The organism is Actinoplanes sp. NPDC051411 (assembly GCF_040682075.1).
Lineage (GTDB): Bacteria > Actinomycetota > Actinomycetes > Mycobacteriales > Micromonosporaceae > Actinoplanes.
The window spans coordinates 15024-33881 of record NZ_JBFBAD010000105.1 but is presented as its reverse complement, the minus strand read 5'-3'; the positions used below and the strand labels follow the sequence as shown (position 1 = coordinate 33881).

At 71.6% G+C, this 18858-nt stretch carries 18 protein-coding genes and 1 pseudogene; 7 read left to right on the top strand and 12 right to left on the bottom strand.

Annotated features, from left to right (window positions below):
* The first annotated feature begins 72 nt into the window (after positions 1-72).
* A complete protein-coding gene (locus AB0M88_RS39720; protein ID WP_364111014.1) occupies positions 73-897 on the top strand; it encodes an oxidoreductase in 825 nt (274 codons plus the stop codon).
* A gap of 64 nt (positions 898-961) precedes the next feature.
* Here the strand turns inward: AB0M88_RS39720 and AB0M88_RS39715 are convergent, their stop codons facing one another.
* A complete protein-coding gene (locus AB0M88_RS39715) occupies positions 962-1834 on the bottom strand; it encodes a LysR family transcriptional regulator (RefSeq protein ID WP_364111013.1) in 873 nt (290 codons plus the stop codon).
* An 80-nt stretch (positions 1835-1914) separates the two neighbouring features.
* On the opposite strand from AB0M88_RS39715, the gene AB0M88_RS39710 reads away from it, so the two are divergent.
* Entirely contained in the window at positions 1915-2892 is a 978-nt protein-coding gene (locus AB0M88_RS39710) for an aldo/keto reductase (protein ID WP_364111012.1), read from the top strand.
* 147 nt (positions 2893-3039) lie between these two features.
* Here AB0M88_RS39710 and AB0M88_RS39705 read toward each other — a convergent pair whose 3' ends face one another.
* The 5 genes from AB0M88_RS39705 to AB0M88_RS39685 form a co-directional block, all read right to left on the bottom strand.
* Positions 3040-3552, bottom strand: coding sequence for an alpha/beta hydrolase (locus AB0M88_RS39705; RefSeq protein WP_364111011.1), 513 nt, complete (start codon positions 3550-3552; stop codon positions 3040-3042).
* Positions 3553-3563: 11 nt separating this feature from the next.
* Positions 3564-4712, bottom strand: coding sequence for a 4-hydroxybenzoate 3-monooxygenase (locus AB0M88_RS39700; RefSeq protein WP_364111010.1), 1149 nt, complete (start codon positions 4710-4712; stop codon positions 3564-3566).
* A 44-nt stretch (positions 4713-4756) separates the two neighbouring features.
* Positions 4757-5362 carry a DedA family protein gene (locus tag AB0M88_RS39695; protein WP_364111009.1) on the bottom strand — a complete coding sequence of 202 codons (606 nt, stop codon included), beginning with the start codon at positions 5360-5362 and terminating at the stop codon, positions 4757-4759.
* Between the two features lie 146 nt (positions 5363-5508).
* On the bottom strand, positions 5509-6327 hold the full coding sequence (locus AB0M88_RS39690; protein WP_364111008.1) for a methyltransferase domain-containing protein: 819 nt from the start codon (positions 6325-6327) through the stop codon (positions 5509-5511).
* 54 nt (positions 6328-6381) lie between these two features.
* Positions 6382-6969 (bottom strand): TetR/AcrR family transcriptional regulator, encoded by a 588-nt coding sequence (locus AB0M88_RS39685; protein ID WP_364111007.1) that lies wholly within the window; start codon positions 6967-6969, stop codon positions 6382-6384.
* An 83-nt stretch (positions 6970-7052) separates the two neighbouring features.
* On the opposite strand from AB0M88_RS39685, the gene AB0M88_RS39680 reads away from it, so the two are divergent.
* Both AB0M88_RS39680 and AB0M88_RS39675 read left to right on the top strand, forming a co-directional pair.
* The gene (locus tag AB0M88_RS39680) at positions 7053-8348 is read left to right on the top strand and encodes a cytochrome P450 (protein WP_364111006.1); all 1296 of its coding nucleotides are present in this window, start codon (positions 7053-7055) and stop codon (positions 8346-8348) included.
* 115 nt (positions 8349-8463) lie between these two features.
* On the top strand, positions 8464-9033 hold the full coding sequence (locus AB0M88_RS39675) for an adenylate kinase (protein ID WP_364111005.1): 570 nt from the start codon (positions 8464-8466) through the stop codon (positions 9031-9033).
* On the opposite strand, the gene AB0M88_RS39670 is transcribed toward AB0M88_RS39675, so the two are convergent.
* The 5 genes from AB0M88_RS39670 to AB0M88_RS39650 all read right to left on the bottom strand — a co-directional run bounded on the left by AB0M88_RS39670 (position 9015) and on the right by AB0M88_RS39650 (position 14359).
* Positions 9015-9203: a hypothetical protein gene (locus AB0M88_RS39670; RefSeq protein WP_364111004.1), complete on the bottom strand. Its 189-nt coding sequence runs from the start codon at positions 9201-9203 to the stop codon at positions 9015-9017. The genes AB0M88_RS39675 and AB0M88_RS39670 overlap by 19 nt on opposite strands.
* A gap of 130 nt (positions 9204-9333) precedes the next feature.
* Positions 9334-10023, bottom strand: coding sequence for a hypothetical protein (locus AB0M88_RS39665; RefSeq protein ID WP_364111003.1), 690 nt, complete (start codon positions 10021-10023; stop codon positions 9334-9336).
* Positions 10024-10121: 98 nt separating this feature from the next.
* Positions 10122-10796: a LacI family DNA-binding transcriptional regulator gene (locus AB0M88_RS39660; protein ID WP_364111002.1), complete on the bottom strand. Its 675-nt coding sequence runs from the start codon at positions 10794-10796 to the stop codon at positions 10122-10124.
* A complete protein-coding gene (locus AB0M88_RS39655) occupies positions 10793-13525 on the bottom strand; it encodes a glycoside hydrolase family 3 C-terminal domain-containing protein (RefSeq protein WP_364111001.1) in 2733 nt (910 codons plus the stop codon). Before AB0M88_RS39655 ends, AB0M88_RS39660 begins: the two co-directional genes overlap by 4 nt.
* Positions 13526-13810: 285 nt before the next feature.
* Complete coding sequence (locus tag AB0M88_RS39650; RefSeq protein WP_364111000.1) at positions 13811-14359, bottom strand: hypothetical protein; 549 nt, start codon at positions 14357-14359, stop codon at positions 13811-13813.
* 220 nt (positions 14360-14579) lie between these two features.
* Between AB0M88_RS39650 and AB0M88_RS39645 the strand changes: the two genes are divergently transcribed.
* The 3 genes and pseudogenes from AB0M88_RS39645 to AB0M88_RS39635 all read left to right on the top strand — a co-directional run.
* Entirely contained in the window at positions 14580-15395 is an 816-nt protein-coding gene (locus AB0M88_RS39645; protein WP_364110999.1) for a GNAT family N-acetyltransferase, read from the top strand.
* Between the two features lie 657 nt (positions 15396-16052).
* On the top strand, positions 16053-16253 hold the full coding sequence (locus AB0M88_RS39640) for a hypothetical protein (protein WP_364110998.1): 201 nt from the start codon (positions 16053-16055) through the stop codon (positions 16251-16253).
* A gap of 743 nt (positions 16254-16996) precedes the next feature.
* Positions 16997-17476: pseudogene (locus tag AB0M88_RS39635) on the top strand (GIY-YIG nuclease family protein); the annotation flags it as partial.
* A 75-nt stretch (positions 17477-17551) separates the two neighbouring features.
* Here the strand turns inward: AB0M88_RS39635 and AB0M88_RS39630 are convergent.
* Positions 17552-18757 (bottom strand): ROK family transcriptional regulator, encoded by a 1206-nt coding sequence (locus tag AB0M88_RS39630; RefSeq protein WP_364110997.1) that lies wholly within the window; start codon positions 18755-18757, stop codon positions 17552-17554.
* Positions 18758-18858 lie beyond the last annotated feature (101 nt).

Sequence of the window (18858 nt, the reverse complement as noted above, 5' to 3'; positions counted from 1 at the left end):
GCGCCGGGCCGAGTCCGGCGAACCGGCCCGGTGCTGCCGGGCGAAGGCCGCGCCGCGCCTAGGGTGGGCGGCATGACTACGTGGCTGATCACCGGATGCTCCACCGGCCTGGGCCGGGCCCTCGCCGCCGCTGTGCTGGCCGAGGGCGACAACGCGGTGGTCACCGCCCGCGACGCGGCCACGGTCGCCGATCTCGCCGCCGCCTATCCGGCGCACGCGCTGGCCCAGGCGCTCGACGTCACCGCCCCCGCGCAGACCCGGGCCGCGGTCGACGCCGCCACCGAACGCTTCGGCGGGGTGGACGTGCTCGTCAACAACGCCGGCTACGGCTACCGGGCCGCGGTCGAGGAGGGCGACCCGGAGGACGTCGAGCGGCTGTTCGCCACCAACTTCTTCGGCGCGGTCGACCTGATCAAGCTGGTGCTGCCGGGCATGCGGGAGCGGCGCCACGGCACGATCGTCAACATCTCGTCGATCGGCGCGCGCATCTCGCCGCCCGGCTCGGGCTACTACGCGGCGGTCAAGTCGGCGCTGGAGGGCCTGACCGCCTCGCTCCGCAAGGAGGTGGCGCCGCTCGGCATCACCGCGATGGCGGTCGAGCCGGGCGGGTTCCGCACCGACTTCGCGGGCCGTTCGCTGGCCGGTCCGGCCGCGTCGATCGCGGACTACGACGAGACGGTCGGCCCGCGCCGCAAGGAGAACGACCGGGTGCACGGCACGCAGCCCGGCGACCCGGCCAAGGCGGCCGGCGCGATCATCCAGGCGGTGAACTCACCCGACGCCCCGGGCCTGCTGATCCTGGGCAACGACGCGCTCGGCGCGTTCGGGCAGGTGCTGGACGCGCAGCGGGCCGAGCTGGAGCAGTGGCGGACGCTGAGCGCGAGCACCGACCTCTGAGCCTGGCGTGTTGCCACCGGGGTCGCGGAGGTTGTCGACCTCCCAGCCCAGGACGGTGCGGCCCCTATCCGGCCGCCGACTCGATCAGGTGGCCGCGACACGCTCGCGCGGCCGCGGTCAGCCGGTGCCCGCGGCGCTGGATCAGGCCGATCGGCGGATGAGCGGGGGAGGGGTCGAGCCGGCAGACCTGAATCGGCGGTCCTTCCCGCTCCGCCGCCGACCGGGCGATCAACGCGACGCCGAGCCCGGCCGACACCAACTCGCGGATGCTCGCCGGGCTCGACGTCTCGAACTGGACCCGCGGCGTGAACCCCGCCGCCTTCGCGGCAACGTCCAGAATGGCCCGCAGGCCACTTTCGGCTGAGAGACACACGAACGCTTCCTCCCGTACGCCGTCGAGCGTGCCCACCGGGCGCGCACCGGGCGGCCGGGCCAGCACCACCGATTCGGTGGCTAGCGGGTGGGCCGTGAAGCGGGCCGGAAGGTCGTCGTGGACCGGGCCGAGCACGAGATCGACCTCGCCGGCGTCGAGCCGGCCGAGCAGCGCCGCGATCAGGCCGGAGCGCAGCGTCAGGGCGACCCCGGGGTAGCGGCCATGGAAGCCGGCGAGCGCGGTCGGAAGGTCGAATGGTCCGAGCACCGAGGTGGCCCCGATCGCGACCCGGCCCCGCAGCACCTCCGACATCTCGGCGAGCTCGCCCCGGGCGGTGTCGAGTTCGGACAGGGCGGCGCGGGCGCGTTCGAGGAACCGGGCGCCCGCGGCGGTCAGCGTCACGCGGCGGGTCGTGCGGGTGAACAGGGCGACGCCGAGCTCCGACTCCAGAGCCCGGATCTGGGCCGAGACCGCGGACTGCGCCACGTGCAGCTGCCGGGCCGCCCGGGTGAAGCCGCCGCAGCGGGCGACCGCCTCGAAGTAGGTCAGCTGCCGCAGTTCCATGCGACTCATCGTGGTTCGAGATGAATGCCAGCGCAAATGACTGTTGGACCGATGGTCGGGATCGCGGGACGTTGGCCGGTATGAAGACACAACAGTTGGGCGGTCTGACCACGTCGGCGGTCGGGCTCGGCTGCATGGGGTTCTCGCAGGCCTACGGACCGGCCGACGACGCGTTCTCGGTGGCGGCGGTCAGGGGCGCTCTCGACGCCGGCATAACGCTGGTCGACACCGCGATGAGCTACGGCAACGGGCACAACGAGACGCTGGTCGGCCGGGCGCTGGCCGGCCGGCGCGACGAGGTCGTGCTGTCCACGAAGTTCGGCATCGTCCGAGGCGACGACGGGGTGCGGCGGGACGGGCATCCCTCGCGGGTCCGGGCCTACTGCGAGGCGTCGCTGCGCCGGCTCGGCACCGACGTCATCGACCTCTACTACCTGCATCGTCCGGACCCGAACGTGCCCATCGCGGACACCGTCGGGGCAATGGCCGCGCTGGTCGCTGACGGTCTGGTGCGCCACCTGGGCGTGTCCGAGGTCTCGCCGGCCGACTTACGAACGGCCGCCGAGGTCCACCCGATCGCGGCGGTGCAGACCGAGTGGTCGCTGTCGTGGCGCGAACCCGAGGACGACGTGATCCCGGCCGCCCGGCGGCTCGGCATCGGCGTGGTCGCCTACAGCCCGCTCGGCCGGGGCCTGCTGACCGGCGCGCTGCCGGCCGGCACGTTCGGCGCGGGCGACTTCCGGGCCGGGGACTCGCGCTTCGCCGGCGACAACCTCGACCGCAACCTCGCCCTGGTCGCCGAACTCCAGCGGCTGGCCGGTGAACGCGGGGCGACGCCCGGCCAGCTGGCGCTGGCCTGGCTGATCGCGCAAGGGCCCGACGTCGTCCCGATCCCGGGCTCCCGCAACCGCACCCGGGTCGTCGAGAACGCGGGCGCCGGCGACATCGCCCTCGGCCCCGACGACCTGGCCGCCCTGGAACGCGTCGCCCCCCGCGAGGCCTGGCAGGGCGAACGCCGCTCGTTCGCCGCCTACCGCAGCGGGTCCCACGGCTGTTGACCCAACTGCCGCGCGGTCTCGTGCAGGAAGGACACCAGCTCGGCCAGCGGAACCGCCATCGGCGACGCGGCGCCCAGGTCGCGCCCCACGTGTTGATGCCCTGGTCGAGTTCGAGGGCCGAGACCTCGGCCTCCCAGCCGAAGGCTCCTACGGCCAGGCGATCGCGGCCAGGAAGTCGTCGATCGCGGTCACGACGCGGGCCAGGACGGCTATCGAGTCGCTGACCGGGCCCGGGACCTGGAGGCCGTGGTTGGCGGCCGGGATCTCCAGCACGTGCGGGGACAGGCGGCGGGCCTGGGCGCTGTCCCAGAGCGGGTCGCTGGTGCCGCCGACCAGCAGGCGCGGGGCCGTCGCGCGGGCCAGGCCGTCCACCACGTAGTGGTCGGTCAGGAGCGGGGTCAGCCAGACCGCCGGGAGGTCGTGGTCGGCGGCCAGGTGGGCGGCGTTCGTGCCCAGGGACTTGCCGATCAGCAGCGGGCGGCCGGAGAGCAGGGCCGCGGTCTCATCGGCGATCCAGTCGGCGACGGGATCGACCGGCGGCCGGGACCACCAGTGCCAGTGCACCGAGGCGCCGCGGCGTTCGGCCACCGTGCCCGCGTACCAGAGCATGCCGGCAGCGGGCCCGAAGGCGCCGCCGGGAAGGACCACCGCATCTGCCATGCCGCCAAAGGTTAGTGGTCGGTCCCCGACATCAGGTCGGCGAAGGCCGCCGCGGCCGGAGGCGAGCGGAAAAGGCGCTCGAAACGGGCGCGGGCCAGCTTGCGGCGGAACGGGTCGGCGATACCGCCGTCGTGGACCATCTCGGTGAACCAGCGGGAGAACTCCTGGGCGTCCCAGGTGCGGGCCAGGCAGGCGTCCGAATAGGCGGCCAGCTTCTCCGGCGAGTCGGCGATCAGGGCCTCGGCCAGGGTGGCGGCGTCGGAGAGGGCCAGGTTCATGCCCTTGGCGCCCATCGGGGTGATGATGTGGGCGGCGTCGCCGGCCAGGAACAGCCGGCCGTAGGCCATCGGCTCGGCGACGAAGCTGCGCATCTCGACGATCTCGCGGTCGGTGAACGGGCCGGTCGCCAGCGCCGGGTCACCCAGGCGCAGGCGCAACTGGTCCCAGGCGTAGTCGTCGGGCCAGGCGAACGGGTCCTCGGAACCCGGACGGTACTGCAGATAGAAGCGGCTGGCCTCGCGGCCGCGGGCGAACTGGGCGGCGTAGCCGTGTTCGCTGACCGCCATCAGCGGGTAGCGCGGCGGCGGGGCGTCGGCCAGCATCGTGTACCAGCCGATGCGGTGGTCGAACTCGTAGATCGTCAGCTCCGACGGCGGGATGCTTCCGCGGCTCACCCCGTGGAAGCCGTCGCAGCCGGCGATGTAGGAGCAGGCGAGCTCGTGCGAACTTCCGTCCGGATCGGTGTAGGTGACTCGCGGCCGGGAGGACGCCAGGTCGTCCAGGGCCACGCCGGTCGCCTCGAACCGCACGTCGCCGACCGCGGCCAGGAGGCGCCGGACCAGCAGCTGCTGCGGGACGATGCGGCTGGGCCGCCCGCCGGACAGCGACGGCACGTCGAGGAAGTGGGGCGCGCCGTCCCACCGGAGCTCCAGCAGGGTCTCCAGGGGCGCGCCGGTCAGGATCTCGCCGGCCAGGCCCGCTCGCTCGAAGATGCGGGTCGCGTAGTGGTCGAGGACGCCGGCGCGCTGACGCTGCTCCACGTACGACCGGTCGCGGCGCTCCAGCACCACGCAGTCGATTCCGTTGCGCCGCAACAGAAGGGCCAGGGTCAGGCCGGCCGGGCCGGCTCCGATGATCGCTACCCGCGTGGTCTCGCGCACGGATAGAGATCATGCCGGGGCGGAAACCGGTCGTACACCGGCCGTCAGGACGATACTTCCTCAGTGGAGCGAGGGGAGCGGGTCGACCGGCCGATCATGACGGCCGCGCCGGTGATGACCAGAGCCCCGGCCAGGCCGAGCAGGAACCCGAGCACCGGACGGTTCTCGAAGAGCGCGCCACCGACGTAGCCGAGCACGGCCGCCTCGGTGGCCCAGAGCAGGACCCCGATCGCGGTGTACCAGTGGAACCGCACCGCGGAGTAGCCGACCATCCCCGCCGCGAGCGCGGTCGCCGACCGGGCACCGGGCATGTACCGGGCGAAGACGATCACCAGGCCGCCCTGGCTGTGCAGCAGGCGGTGCACCCAGTCGTGCACCGCGCGCGCCCGGTGGTGGCTCAGGCGCGCGGGCCGGGCGAGGCCGCGACGGCCGATGCGGAACGAGACCTGGTCGCCCGCGTACGCCCCGGCGGCCGAAACGACGATCAACAGGGAGAGAACCGGCCGCCCGGTGTTCGCCGCGGCGACGCCGCAGGCGACGACGGTCGACTCGCTCGGCATGAACGGCAGGATCGCGTCGAGCCCGGCGACCAGGAACACGATGGCCAGGACCCAGGGACTCGCGGCGATCGCGTTCAGGAAGTGGGGCATGCCGTAACGATCAGGTACGAGATGAACACTCTCGTGTACTTAGATCGACGTTCTGCTTGATTCCCGGGTGCGCGGACCGGGTCGCCGCGCTGCTCGAGCCGGCCGAGGAGACGCGGAGGACCGGCGACCACCGGGCCGGCACCGACCTAGGAGTTCTGCCGCGCCCGGGCGTAGATGACGTTGGTTCGCAACTCCCGGATCGCGTGCTGACGTAACCACGTGACGCTCGCCGTCCGCACCCGTCGCGCGGCGGCCGCCTCGAGTTGCTCGACGGTGGCCCGGTAACCCGTGCCGAGCACGATCGTCCACCAGTCGTCCGGCCGGGCCAGCGGGTGCGTACCCGGCTCCGCCTCGACGGCCGGGGCGGAGGCGCCGGCCTGCTCGAAGAGCCGCGACAGCGCCGCCGGGTCGGTGACGCGGGTCCACGGGTGGAAGGCGCCGACCAGGTCCGGGCGCTCGACGCCGACAGCGGCCCAGAACGCGGTGGTCGCCGGTTCGAGGAAGTCCGGCCCCCAGACCGTGATCGCCAGGGTGCCGCCCGGGCGTACCAGGCGCCACAACTCGGCGATCGCGGCCGTGATGTCGGGCACGAAGAACACGCCGAAGACGCAGACGACCGCGTCGAACGACGCCGAGGGCAGGCCGGTGTGCTCGGCGTCGGCACACCGGAATTCGACGTTGCCGAGGTCGGCGGCCCGCGCCTTGGCCCGGGCCCGGGCGAGCGCCGGCTCGGCGAGGTCGACACCGAGGACGTGGCCGGCCGGCCCGACCGCGCGGGCGGCGGGGAGCGCGGAGGCGCCGGTGCCGCCGCAGGCGTCGAGGACGTGAGCTCCCGGTCGCAGACCCGTTCGGGTGACGGTCTCGCGGCCGTACCGGTCCCAGAACGAAAGCGCCGCGTCGTCGAAGTGATCGGCGGTGGCCGCATAAGTGGCAGCCGAGACCGCCTTCATGCCGTCGTCGGGCATGCGTTCAGCATGCGCCGGAGCGGGCGGCCGCAGGACCGCCGTCGGAAGCCCGACTCAGCTTCGTGGCCCCAGCAGCAGCTTGGTGGCGTGGACGGCGGCCTGGGTCAGGCCGTCGATGTCGGCGTTGTCCTCGACCGTGGTGGCGATCAGCTCGCGGAGGCCGCCCAGCAGCACGATCGCGGTCTGCTGGGTCGGGGGGAGGACGCCGGCCGCACGCAGCTCGGGGGTGTCCGTGAGGCGCCGGATCAGGACGACGAAGGCGTCCATGGTTTCGCGCTGGAGGCGGCGGGCGCTGGTGCCCAGGGCCGGCACCTCGCGGATCCAGGCCAGGGTGATCGGCGGGTCGGCCTGTACGGCGGCGATCCACGCCTCGATGGCCTGGTGGACCTGGGTCTCCCAGGGCACGTGCGGGTCGACCGCCCGGTCGATGCGGGCGATCGTCTTCTGGTTCGACTCGTGCAGCAGCGCCATCAGGCACTCCTGGCGGTCGGCGAAGTGGGCGTAGAACGTGCGCCGGGAGGTGTGGGCCTCGCGGACGATGTCGGCCACCGTCGTCTCCGCGTAGCCACCGTGGCGGATCGCGGCGGCCAGCCCGTCGAGCAGGCGGCGGCGGAACCCGGCCGCCAGGTCGGTAGTCGTCACCCCCAGGAGATTAGTCCTTGTGCTCGTTCGGTACGCCAGCGTACCGTCAGCTGGTACGAGGACGTACCAGCTGGGAGGTAGCCGTGACCGCGGTGACCGTGCCGGAAGAAGCGATCCTGCCCGACGGTCCGTCGGGCCCCCGTCTGCTGCAGGCGGTGCCCTTCGCGCTCAACCGCAACCGGGCCATGCGCAAGGCGCGCCGGCGTTACGGGTCGGCCTTCACCATCGGCACGCTCAACATGGGCCGCATGGTGATGCTCGCCGACCCGGCCGAGGTCAAGCAGATGTTCCTGCTCTCGCCGGACGACGCCGACACCCCCGACGTCAACCTCGGCCGGGTGCTCGGCCCCGCGTCGCTGTTCGCGATCACCGGCGAGGAGCACAAGAAACAACGGCGACTGCTGACGCCGCCGTTTCACGGCCGGCGGCTGCGGGCGTACGAGAATTTGATCGAGCAAGCCGCCGAGCGTGAGATGGCGTCGTGGCCGACAGGCCGCCCTTTCCCGGTCATGCCGTCGACCATGCGCATCACGCTGAACGCCATCCTGGGCACGGTTTTCGGTGCCGAAGGCGCCGAACTCGACGAGTTGCGCGCGCTGCTGCCGCCCATGGTCAAGCTCGGCTCTATCCTGGCCGTGTTGCCGGTCTCGCGACGCTTCCTGGGCGACCGCGGGCCGTGGGCGCGGTTCCGGCGCTACCGGGCGCGCTACGACGCGGTCATCGACCGCCTGATCGACCGGGCCCGGCCGGCCCTCGACGACCGCGACGACGTGCTGGCGATGCTGCTGCAGTCGCGCTACGACGACGGCACCGAGATGAGCCGCGCCCAGATCGCCGACCAGCTGCTGACCCTGCTGTCGGCCGGCCACGAGACCACGGCGACGACGCTGGCCTGGACCGTGGAGCGCATCCGGCGCCACCCGGCGCTGCTGGCCCGGCTGGCGGCCGGTGACGCCGCGCTCCGCGAGGCGACGCTGATCGAGGTCCAGCGCACCCGACCGGTCATCGAGATGACGTCCCGGCAGGTCCGCGCGCCGTTCGTCGAGATCGGCCGCTGGCGCATCCCGCGCGGCATGGTGGTGACCGCCTCGATCTCGCTGCTGCACGACGCCGAGGAGCTGTTCCCCAACGCCGCGGCCTTCGATCCGGACCGGTTCGTGGGCGCGCGGCCGGACACGTACGGCTGGATTCCGTTCGGGGGAGGGGTGCGACGCTGCATCGGCGCCGCCTTCGCCACGATGGAGATGAACGTGGTCCTCCGCACGATGCTGCGCGACTTCGCGCTCGAGCCGACCTCGGAGCCGGCCGAGAAGCCGCACAACCGGGGCATCGCGATCGCCCCGGCCAAGGGCGGCCTGGCGGTCGTCCACCGGCGCTGAGCGGCCGGGCCTGACCGGGTGACGTTCACCAACAATTTGGGCCGCGACATCACCGCGTGGAAGTTCCGGGCGGGCCGGGTGGTTAAGTGATCACCACCGGACGCGGGAGGATCGCATGCGACTGCTCATGTTGGGGCCGCCGGGAAGCGGCAAGGGGACGCACGGGGTGCGGCTCGCCGACGACTACGGGGTCGTGCACATCTCGTCGGGCGACGTGCTGCGCGCGGCGATCGCCGGCGACACGCGGCTGGCCGGCTATGTCGCGCGCGGCGATCTGGTGCCCGACGACGTGCTGTTCAAGCTCCTGGTCCCGATCATGGAGCGGGCGGTGGCGAAGACCGGCGGGTTCATCGCCGACGGGTTCCCCCGCACGCTGGCGCAGGCCGAGAGGGCCTACCGCGAGATCGGCATCGACCGGCACCTGAAGCTCGACGCGGTGGTGTCGCTCGACGTGCCCGACGACGTACTCGTGCGGCGGATGCTCGACCGGGCGCAGCAGCAGGGCCGGGCCGACGACACGCTCGAGGTCATTCAGCACCGGCTCGCCGTCTACTGCGCCGAGACCTACCCGCTGATCGAATACTTCCGGGAGCGCGGCATTCTGCTGCCGGTCAACGGCAACCAGCCGCCCGACGACGTCTACGCCGACATCAAGGAAGCGCTGGATCAGCGGGTCACGAAGTAGTAGACAGCCAGCAGCAGAGCGAGGACCCCGGCAAAGCCGGCGGCCGCGTGCTCGACGGCCAGGAACGGGTTGGTGCCCGCGGCCCAGTCGAGGAGGCCGGCGGCCGCGCCGACGAGCAGGCCGAAGAGGAGCATGAGGGCCAGCCACAGCATCCGGGTCGTGGTGTTCACCGGACTCACCCCAATCTTGTTCTGACCAACACCGGGGTGAGGAACATTATGGACGTACACCGTGAAAAGGGCAATAGGGGCGGCCCCCGCGACCCGGCGCTCCCGGGTGTGGCCGCGGGGGCCGGGTCGGTCAGCCCGTGACCGAGAATGAGTTGGTCACGAAGTCCTTGCCGCCCGAGGACGACGTGATCTCGTAACCGAATTGGACGTTGCCGATCGTGACGTCGCCGAACCAGCCCTGGGAGCGCAGCCACTGGACGATCGCGCGGATGTCGACGGTGCCCGAGCTGGTGTTGCCGGTGCGGACGAACGAGAAGACCTGGTTCGAGCCGTTGGAGCCGCGATAGACCGCCCACGAGTGGCCGCCGACCGACGCCGACGTCTGCTGGCTGCCGATCGGACCGACCGCGCCGTACCGGTTCATCCACAGCATGATCTCGTAGGCGTTGTCGGACGACCAGATGTCGTACGCCGTCTCGAACGCCACCCCGCTCGTCGGCACGGTCACGTTGAAGCTGCTCGTGGTGGTGCCGAGGGCGCTGACCTTCTTGCCGATGTAGCGCGTGGCATTCGCGTACGACTTCACGCCGCCGGTGTTCGGGTGGTTGGCCCAGACGCCCCAGTTGCGGTAGGAGTTGGCCCAGATCGACTGCGGCCCGGCGCCCGAACCCCAGACGTCGTTGTAGAGCGTGTAGCCGCCGTTGGACCAGGTGGCCCACTGGTCGGACGAGCCCCAGACGGCGGCCTGGGCGGGCCCGGCGATGAACACGGCGGGGACGGCCAGGAGCAGTGCCGCGACGAGTCGGAGCGGGCGAATCATGCTTACCTCCCGGGTGTGGGGGTGGAGCGCGCCGCTTATGTTAGTCGGTACGACAAACTAATTCAAACGATGAGCGTCGATGTCTGCCGCCGGCGGGATCAGACCGGCCGGTCGAGGAGGAGGCGGATCGCGCGGCGGCCCTCTGTCTCGGCGCGACCCGGAGTGGCCGGCAACCGGACCAGGACGCTCGGCAGCCCGATCTCCGAGGCATACAGCCCCGCGCCGGGGGACGGGGGCTCTGGGCTGGAGGGCGGGGGCTCTGGACTGGCGGGCGGCTCAGGGCTGGAGGGCGGGGGCTCAGGGCTGGCGGGCGGCTCAGGGCTGACGGGCGGCCTCGCGTCGGAGGGCGATCCAGGATCGGAGGGTGGCAGCAGCAGGATCAGGCCGTCGACCATGGCGCTGGCGGCTATCCGGTGGAGTCCGTCCGGGCCCTCGTCGAGAGGCAGCAACAGCACGTCGTGCCCCGCCTCGCGGGCCGCGGCCACCACTGCGGCCGCGAAGTGCAGGACCACCGGCTGGTCCGCCTCGGCCCGCAACGGGAGCGCCAGCGCCAGCATCCGGGTCCGGTGGCTGGCCAGGGCGCGGGCGCCGGCGTGGGGCTGGTAGCCGAGTTCGCGCACGCTGGCCAGCACCCGCGAACGGGTGCCGGCCGAGATCGCGCGTTTGCCGCTGAGCACGTAGGAGACCGTGCTCATCGAGACCCCGGCGTGCCGGGCGACGTCCGCGATGGTCACCGGGCGGGACCGGCGGGCGGGCCGGGGTCCCGAGGTCACGACCGGAAGGTGAGGGTGGTGACCCGCGAGCCGGCGTCCATGACCAGATAGAGGTCGTGCACGCCGTCGGCCGGCGAGGCGGCGGGGAACGACGGTCCCGCGTACGGGTCGTCGAGCCGGAGTGTCACCGCCGGCCCGTCGCCCTCGACGTCGACCGTCGTCACACCGGTCAGGTCGATGCCGGACAGGCAGCACCACGCTCCGTCCTCGGTGGCTCGGACGGCTTCACCGCGTACGGAATCGGGGGCCGCGACCACCGCGATGCCGGAGTATTCGTCGTGATCGACGGCCGCCAGCGGGCGCGAAAGCGCCCGCCGCGGGCCGATTCGCGTGCCGCGGACCGGCAGCGTGCCGGTGAGGCGGATATCGCTCGAGGAGCGGCCGACCATGATCTTGTGGCGGGCGGTCTCGACGACGAAGCGGTCCGAGGTGATGTCCCAGAAGCGCAGGTCGTCGACCTTCAGGGCGAAGCTGACCAGCCGTGACTCGCCCGGGCGCAGCGTCACCTTCTCGAAGCCGCGCAGCTGCCGCAGCGGCTGCTTCACCCGCGACAGCTGTTGGTGGGTGTACAGCTGGACGACCTCACTGCCCGTGCGCTTGCCGGTGTTGGTGACCCAGACGGTGACCGTCACCGTGTCACCCGGCGCGGCCGACGGGTGCGAGATGTCGAGCGTGGAGTAGTCGAAGCTCGTGTACGAGAGCCCGTGGCCGAACGGGTAGAGCGGCGTGCCGCGGTAGTACAGGTAGGTCGCGTCGTTGGCGATGATGTCGTAGTCGAGCAGGTCGGGCAGCTCGGTCGCGCTGCGGTACCAGGTCTGGGTCAGCCGCCCGCCCGGGTCGGCGGCACCGGTCAGCACGTCGGTCAGCGCGTGCCCGAGCTCCTGGCCGGCGTGCGACGTCCAGAGGACCGCCGGTAGGTGCTCGTCGGCCCACCCGACCGCGTAGGGATAGCTGCTGACCAGCACCAACGCGACGTTGCGGTTGGCCGCGAAGACCTCCCGGACCAGGCGCTCGGCGGCCGGCGGCAGCTTGAGGTCGGACCGGTCCTCGGTCTCCCGGCCGTTGATCAGCGGGTGGTTGCCGGTCACCACGATCACCGCGTCGGCCGAGGCGGCCAGATCGGCGGCGTCGGCCGCGCCGTCGACCAGTTTCTCCACCGTGAACCGGGCCGCGCGCGGGCCGAGATCCAGTTGGGCGGTCACCGCGCCGAGATCCGGGTTGCCGGGGGAGCTGTGCGTGCGCAGCGCGACCGTGCCGTCCGGGCGGGTGTCGAGCCGGAACATCTCGCGAACCGTCCACTCCGAGGGACCGGTCGACGCGGCGTGCACGCGGCCGTCGTGACTGCGCAGGAACATGCCGTTGACCGTCGAGCGCAGGGTCACGACCCCGTTTCCCCAGTCGAAGACGTCGAAGGCGGCGCGCTCGTCGGCCAGCCGCAGCCCGTCGGCGTCGGCCGCCAGGTAGCGGTCGCCGAGGCGCAGCCCGATCCGGTCCACGCCTTCGGCGTGCAGAACCCGGTCCCGGCCGAAGACCTCGGCGATTCCGTCACGCGCCGTTATCGCGTACGGGAGGGAGCCGCTGTACCAGTCGGTGAAGTTGGTGGCGGCGTGCGTCCCGACGACCGCGATCGTGTGCTGTCGTTTCGGGTCGAGCGGGAGCAGACAGCATTCCGACTTGAGCAGCACGACCGATTCGCGCGCCGCCTCGCGGGCCAGTTCCTGGTGCTCGGGGGAATTGATGACGTCGCTGGTGACGTGGTCGTACGGGTTCGCCGGATCGAACTCGCCGAGTCGTACCCGTACGGAAATCGCGCGCCGAATGGCGCCGTCGATGTCCTCCTCGTCGATGAGGCCGCGTCGCAAAGCCTCGGTGATGCGCTCGATCGTCACCTCGGAACGGTCGTCGAGGTCGGTGAAACTGTCGATGCCGGCGCGCAGCGCGGCGGCGTGACTCTCGGCGTGATCGGCGAAAAAGGCCTGCTGCATCGGGTCGGCGAGATTGCTCGGGGCATAGGCGTCCGACACTACGAAGACGTCGGGATTCCAGGTCCGCAGCTCGTCGGCGATGTAGGGGGAGACGTGCGCCGGGCGGCCGTTGACCAGGTTGTAGGAGGCCATGACCGCGACCGCGGTGCCGTTCTCGATCGGGATGCGGAAGGCGGGCAACTCGTATTCGCGCAGCACCCGCGGGCTTAGATTGCTCGACGTGGTGCACCGGTCGGTCTCATTGTTGTAGCCGAGGAAATGCTTCAGCGTCGGGGCCGTCCGCAGCACCTGCGGATGGTCACCGGCCAGCCCTTTCGCGTACGCGTTCCCGGCCAGCCCGGTGAGCAGCGGGTCCTCGGCGTACCCCTCCTCGTTGCGCCCCCAGCGGGGGTCGCGGAGCAGGTTGACCACCGGCGCCCAGACGTTGAGGCCGCAGCGCGACGGGTCCTTCTGGTGCAGGCCGCGGACCTCGTCGCCGGTCGCGGCGCCGACCCTGCCGATCAGGTCCAGGTTCCAGGTGCTCGCCAGGCCGATGGCCTGCGGGAAGACGGTGGCCTCACCGAGCCAGGCGAGCCCGTGCAGGACCTCGGTGCCGGTGGTGAAGGCGGCGACGCCGAGGCGGTCGATCGCGGGCTGGTGCTGGTGCAGCATCGCGATCTTCTCGGGGAGGGTGAGGCGGGCCAGCAGGTCCGCGACGCGCTCGGTGACTGGCACGCCGGGATCGCGGAATCTCGTGTCGTTCACTGCGGTCACTCCGTCGGGGCGATTGTCGAAGCGCTTCAACGACCGTCCCGTCATAGCCGGGCGTTATCGGTGGAGAATCGGCCCGGCTGATCGAAGCGCTTCGATTGGCGAATTGACGACGTGTCTACCGCAGGGCATCGAGGGGAGTCAAGGTCTGGGGCCGGGGGTGCTGTCGTCCCGGCCGGCGTGCGACAGCCACGTGCTCAGCGAATGGTTCCGGGACACACCGGGCGGCCGCCGCGGCGGATCCGGTGCCCGGCGCTGGAGGACATGCACACGAGACGCCTACGTCGCCGCGAATCCGTTGAGGAATCGCCAGCCTGGGTGTCGCTCATGGAGAAGGTCCAGATGTTGGTTCCAGTCGGCGGCCTGCAGGGCGCGTGCGGGTTCAACCGTCGCTTGGCCACCCACAATGCCGAATCCCCAGCTGAACCCCGTGATCGCCTGGACGATCCGGACGTCCTCGTCGAACTCTTTGATGTGGCAGAGGAAGCTGTGAGCCAGCCAGTCGAGGTCCGCTCGGCTACGACGAGACGGGGCGTCGAACAACGTCGGGGTGATGCCGAAGAACGCGAACGGGTGGGACACCTCGCCGAGGAACATGAGCGGGTCCATCTCGAACCGTTCCCCGGCGCTGCTGTTGTCCGTCGAGCGAACAAGCTGGATCCAGCCCAGCAGGCCCGCATATCCCCGGCCGGCGTAGTCGACGATCGCGTGGCAATGGGCTAAGCCCAGCGCTCCCGGCGCCGCCCCCAGTTCGTCGGGGTTGCGGGTTGCGTCAACGGTGATGCTGACCTGGCCAGCAGAACTACCCAGTGAGAACGGTAGACGCACGCCCGGAACGCTATCGCCACTTGCCTCATCGGTGACAACAAACGCGCCTCACTCGAAGCAGGCCTGCAGCTGGTGGAGCCCCCTGCGGTGTCAACTACCGTGCTTGTCCCGCCCGTCTTGCCGGCTCGCTGAGCGTTACCCCGATCTCCGGCTCGCGTCGGCTTCCCGCCGGGTCGTAATGCCTTCGCGACGTCGCGATGCGCTCGCTAAGGTGCCGTCCATGGCCTCTGTGGTGCGGCACCATCTGAAGTCGGCCGAGGCCGGCCCGGCGCTGCAGGCGTTGAGCGAATGGACGCCGGCGGACGCGCCCGGCGGCGGCGTGCACCCCGGAGACCTGGGCTGGCACTTCCGGTTCGACGACGCGACCGCCCTCCTGTGGACCGACGACGGGGCGCCGGTGGCGGCCGGGTTCCTCGACAGCGGGATGATTCGCGTGACCGTCGCGCCCGGCACCGACGCCGGTGCGGTCGCGGCCGACGCGGCGGAGCTGCTCGGCTCGGCCGGCGACCGCTCCGACGGCCTGGCATTGCCCGGCTGGCAACCCGACCCGGGCGAGCCGTGGGCCGTCCTGTCGTGGAACCCGCGTACGGTGTCGACCCGCGCCGAACCGGTCGGTGCGGCCACGGCGGCCGACCGGGTGCTGGTGCAGCGGGCGTCCTTCAAAAACTCGACCTTCTCGGTCGAACGCTGGCACACGATGAAACGGTCACCCGCGGGCGACCGGGCGGTCGACGTGCTCGTGCGTACGCCATCGGGCGAGCCGGCGGCCGCCGCGACCGGCTGGTTCGCGGGCGCCGGCCGGTGTGGGCTGCTGGAACCGGTCGGCACCCACCCCGACCACCGCGGCCACGGCTACGGGCGCGACGCCGTGTGGGGAGCCTGCGCGGCTCTCGTCGACCGGGGCGCGAGCGCGGTCGCCGTCGTGACCCCGGCCGACAACGTGGGGGCGGTGGCGCTCTACCGCTCGGCGGGCTTCACCCTCTTGCGCGAGAACCTCGACTGGGTGCCGGCCCGGCCGGCTTCACCATCGCCCTAGCCCGGCTCGATTGCCGGCGCCGGAGAAACATGGCGGTCCGGGCGGCTGGCCGGCTTCGAGTCGGTATCGGCGTGAACGAAGCTTCCCAAGACGAGACCGAAAAGATCTGCCGATGGAGGTTGCGTCAGCGGCCGCCTGAAAGTTATTAGTGGAGCAAGATTTAAAATTGAGCACCCACCGTCGACACTCGCCTGGTTGCCGATCGTGGCTCCTTGATGAAAAGTCTCGGCATTTTCTCGGACCAGATGAAGAATCATTGTCTCGACGCTTTCTGAAGGCGCTGCACTGCGCATTCGGCAATCGTTGCGGTCTGGATCACGGTCAATCCGCCACCCGGCCGCGGGTGATCCCCGATCGTTTCCGAGCGGGTGGTGGTGACGTTCCGGGGGCGGTCTGCGAGGGCTACCGGTGCTCCTGGATGGCGGCCGATGGTCCTGGGCGGGTGACGTGTCTGGGTGGGTGGTGCTCGTGGGGCGGGCGGTCTGCCACGGCGATCGGTGCTCCAGGAGTGGGTGGTGCTGCCCGGGGGTGCGGCGGTGCTCCCCCGGTCGGTGGCGGTGCCAGGGCGGCCGGTGCTCGAGGGCTGCCGGGCCGCTGGGGCCGGAGGTGGCGCCCCGTAGCGGGTAGGCGCCGATGGGATCGCTCGGCCGAGCCGGCATGGCCGACCGGGACGAAGTGCCTGACCTGATCGGCGAGGCGGGCCGGATCGGCGGAGCCACCCGATCCAAGGCGTTGCGCGTTCTGTACGCCGGCAGCGGTCGCCCGTGCCGCCCTGAGCGGCTTGGCTGGGTGCTGCCCCATCTGCTCGCTCGCGGCGCTCGGCCCGATCAGCCGGACCGGCTCGGCCAGCGGATGTAGCCCGACCGGCGGGTGTGGTCCGGCCGGCGGCGTGGTGTGGCTGGCAGACGTGGCCTGGCTGGCAGACGTGGTGTGGCTGGCAGACGTGGTGTGGCCGGCGGGTGTGGTGTGGCTGGCGGCGTGGTGTGGCTGGCGGCGTGGTGTGGCTGGCGGATGCGGTCTGGTCGACGGACATGGTTTGGCTGGCGGATGCGGTCTGGTCAGCAAGTGCGGTCTGGTCGGGAGGCGCGGGGGTTCCGGCAGGAGAGGACACAGCGGCCGGATCGCGCTCGCCATCACCGCCGCCGCCGAGCCCCCGACCCCGGGAAACGTCCCCGCTCGTCGCCTGGACCGGCGGCTGCTCGGTGTCGGCCGGTTGGGCCGCGGGGCCGAGGGCTCGGGCGCCCGGCAGTTGCTGGTGCGGTCGTCCGGCGGGGCGACGTCACCGTAGAGGCGCAGGTTCATCGTTCGGCGGCCATGACGCTTCCGTAAACCCCATTCACGATGCCGCTCGTGCTCCCGACGAAACTGCTTGGCCTCGGGCGAATAATTGCGCGACGCGGTCGGGTCGCGCCAGGACGCCACTTGTGAGCGGGAGAAGAACTCGAGCTGCGGCATAAGCTGTTTCCCGCACCCGGATCGGGAAATGTCAGCCCCACCGGCGTGTCGTTCATGGCAAATGGATCATCGAATATGACGCGGCCATATCGGTGGTCGCTGATGGGAGCGCGGCGGTGCCCCCGCGGCCATCCTGGCCGTCTAGCATGGTCGCGATGACCAGTCCCGAAGTGCGACCCGATGACCTCGCCCGCACCGAGGAGGCCCTGCGGCTGTTGTCCGGTGTGCCACTCGGGCTCGACGTCGCCGTCAAGAGGCTCAGCCGTGGCAGCGGTGTCTACGCCTGGTGGGCTGCTCCTTCCGTCTTTCCTGACCTGCCGGGGCCGCCGAACGGGAACGTGCCGGCGCTGCGGCTGCTGTATCTCGGGCGGGCGACCAGCCTGCGCGGACGGATTCTGCGTAATCATCTGAGGCGTTCGGGTAGTTCGACGCTGCGCCGTACGCTGGCCGGGCTTCTCGTGTCCGAGGGCTACCGGACGACCTGGACCGATCGGGTTGTCCTGGTTGGTGAGGACGAGGCTCGGCTGACCGCGTGGATGCATGCGCACCTGCGCCTGACCTGGGCCGAGGACGCGGAGCCGGCGGCCGTCGAGGCCGAGCTTGTCCGGCGACTGCATCCGCCGCTGAACGTTCACGGCGTCGGGCCCGAACATGTTCAGGCGGCCGTCGTCGCCGCGAAGAACGCTTACAACGCCTCGGGTTCACGGGGTCGGGAGGACGCCCTCGTCGATCGCGTCGAGGACGCGGGAGGCGCCGCCCGCGGCGGCCGCGCTCACGTCGAGGGCCGAGGCCACGATGCGGGTGCCGCCGGCGTCGGCGGCGACCGAGCGGGCCAGCAGTTCGCGTGAGGCGTCCGGGATCAGCCAGGGTGCCAGGACGGTGAAGTAGCCGCCGAGCGTGACCACCGACGGGTTGAGCAGGTTGGCGACCAGCGAGATGCCGTGGCCGAGGTGCTGTCCGGTGACCGCCAGCGCGTCGAGGACCCGCTGGTCGGCGGCCTTGGCCAGGCGGTGGATCTCGTCGACGTGGGGGCCGAACTCGGTGCCCTCGGCATCCGGCAGTGCCCGCTTGATGATCGCACCCAGGCCGGCCAGGGATTCCAGGCAGCCGCGCCGGCCGCAGGCGCAGGGTGGGCCGTCGGCGGCCAGCGGAAGGTGGCCGAATTCGCCCGCGAAGCCCCGGCCGCCCCGCAGCAGCCGGCCGTCGGCGACGATGCCCGCCCCGATGCCGGCGTTGCCGGTGAGCGCGACGAGGTTGGCGACGCCGTGGCCGCCGAAGCGTTGTTCGGCCATGACGGCCAGGTTGGCGTCGTTCTCGACGAGCAGGGGATAGACCGGGTCGTTGAGGGCGCTCAGCAGCGACTTGCGCAGGTCGACCCGCTGCCAGCCGATGTTCGGAGCCAGCGAGACGACGCCGTCGGGGTCGACCAGGCCGGGGACGCCGACGGTGAGGCCGAGGACGCGGCGTTCCTCGCGGGCCATTTTGCCGACCGCCCGCTTGGCCAGGGCGGCCAGGGAGGCGATCGCCTGGCCGGGGCTGGACGTGGTGCCGGTGAACGAGCGGCGCCAGGACAGCAGGCGTTCGCCGGCCAGGTCGAGGGCGACCGCGGTCAGGTAGTCGGCGTTGACCTCGAGGCCGATCGCCGCGTACGGCGAGCCGTCGAGCACGAGCATGGTCGCCGGGCGGCCGATGCGGTTCTCGGTCGTGCCGATCTCGCGCACCAGGCGGCGTTCGATGAGGTCGGTGACGAGGCTGGAGACGGTGGCCTTGTTGAGCCCGGTGGTGGCCGCGATGTCGGCCCGTGAGCAGGGCGCGTTGAGCCGCAGGTGCCGCAGCACGACCGCGAGGTTCGTCGCGCGGACGTCGGCGAAGTCCGCCGGTTGCGGCCCGCTGTGCTTGGTGATCACCCGTGAACTCCCGACCGGTTAAAGAGAGCCTTAATGATGCCGCATGCCGGGGGCTTGTGGACCGAGGTGCCCGCCGTTACTTTGTTTGTTTATCGACCCAA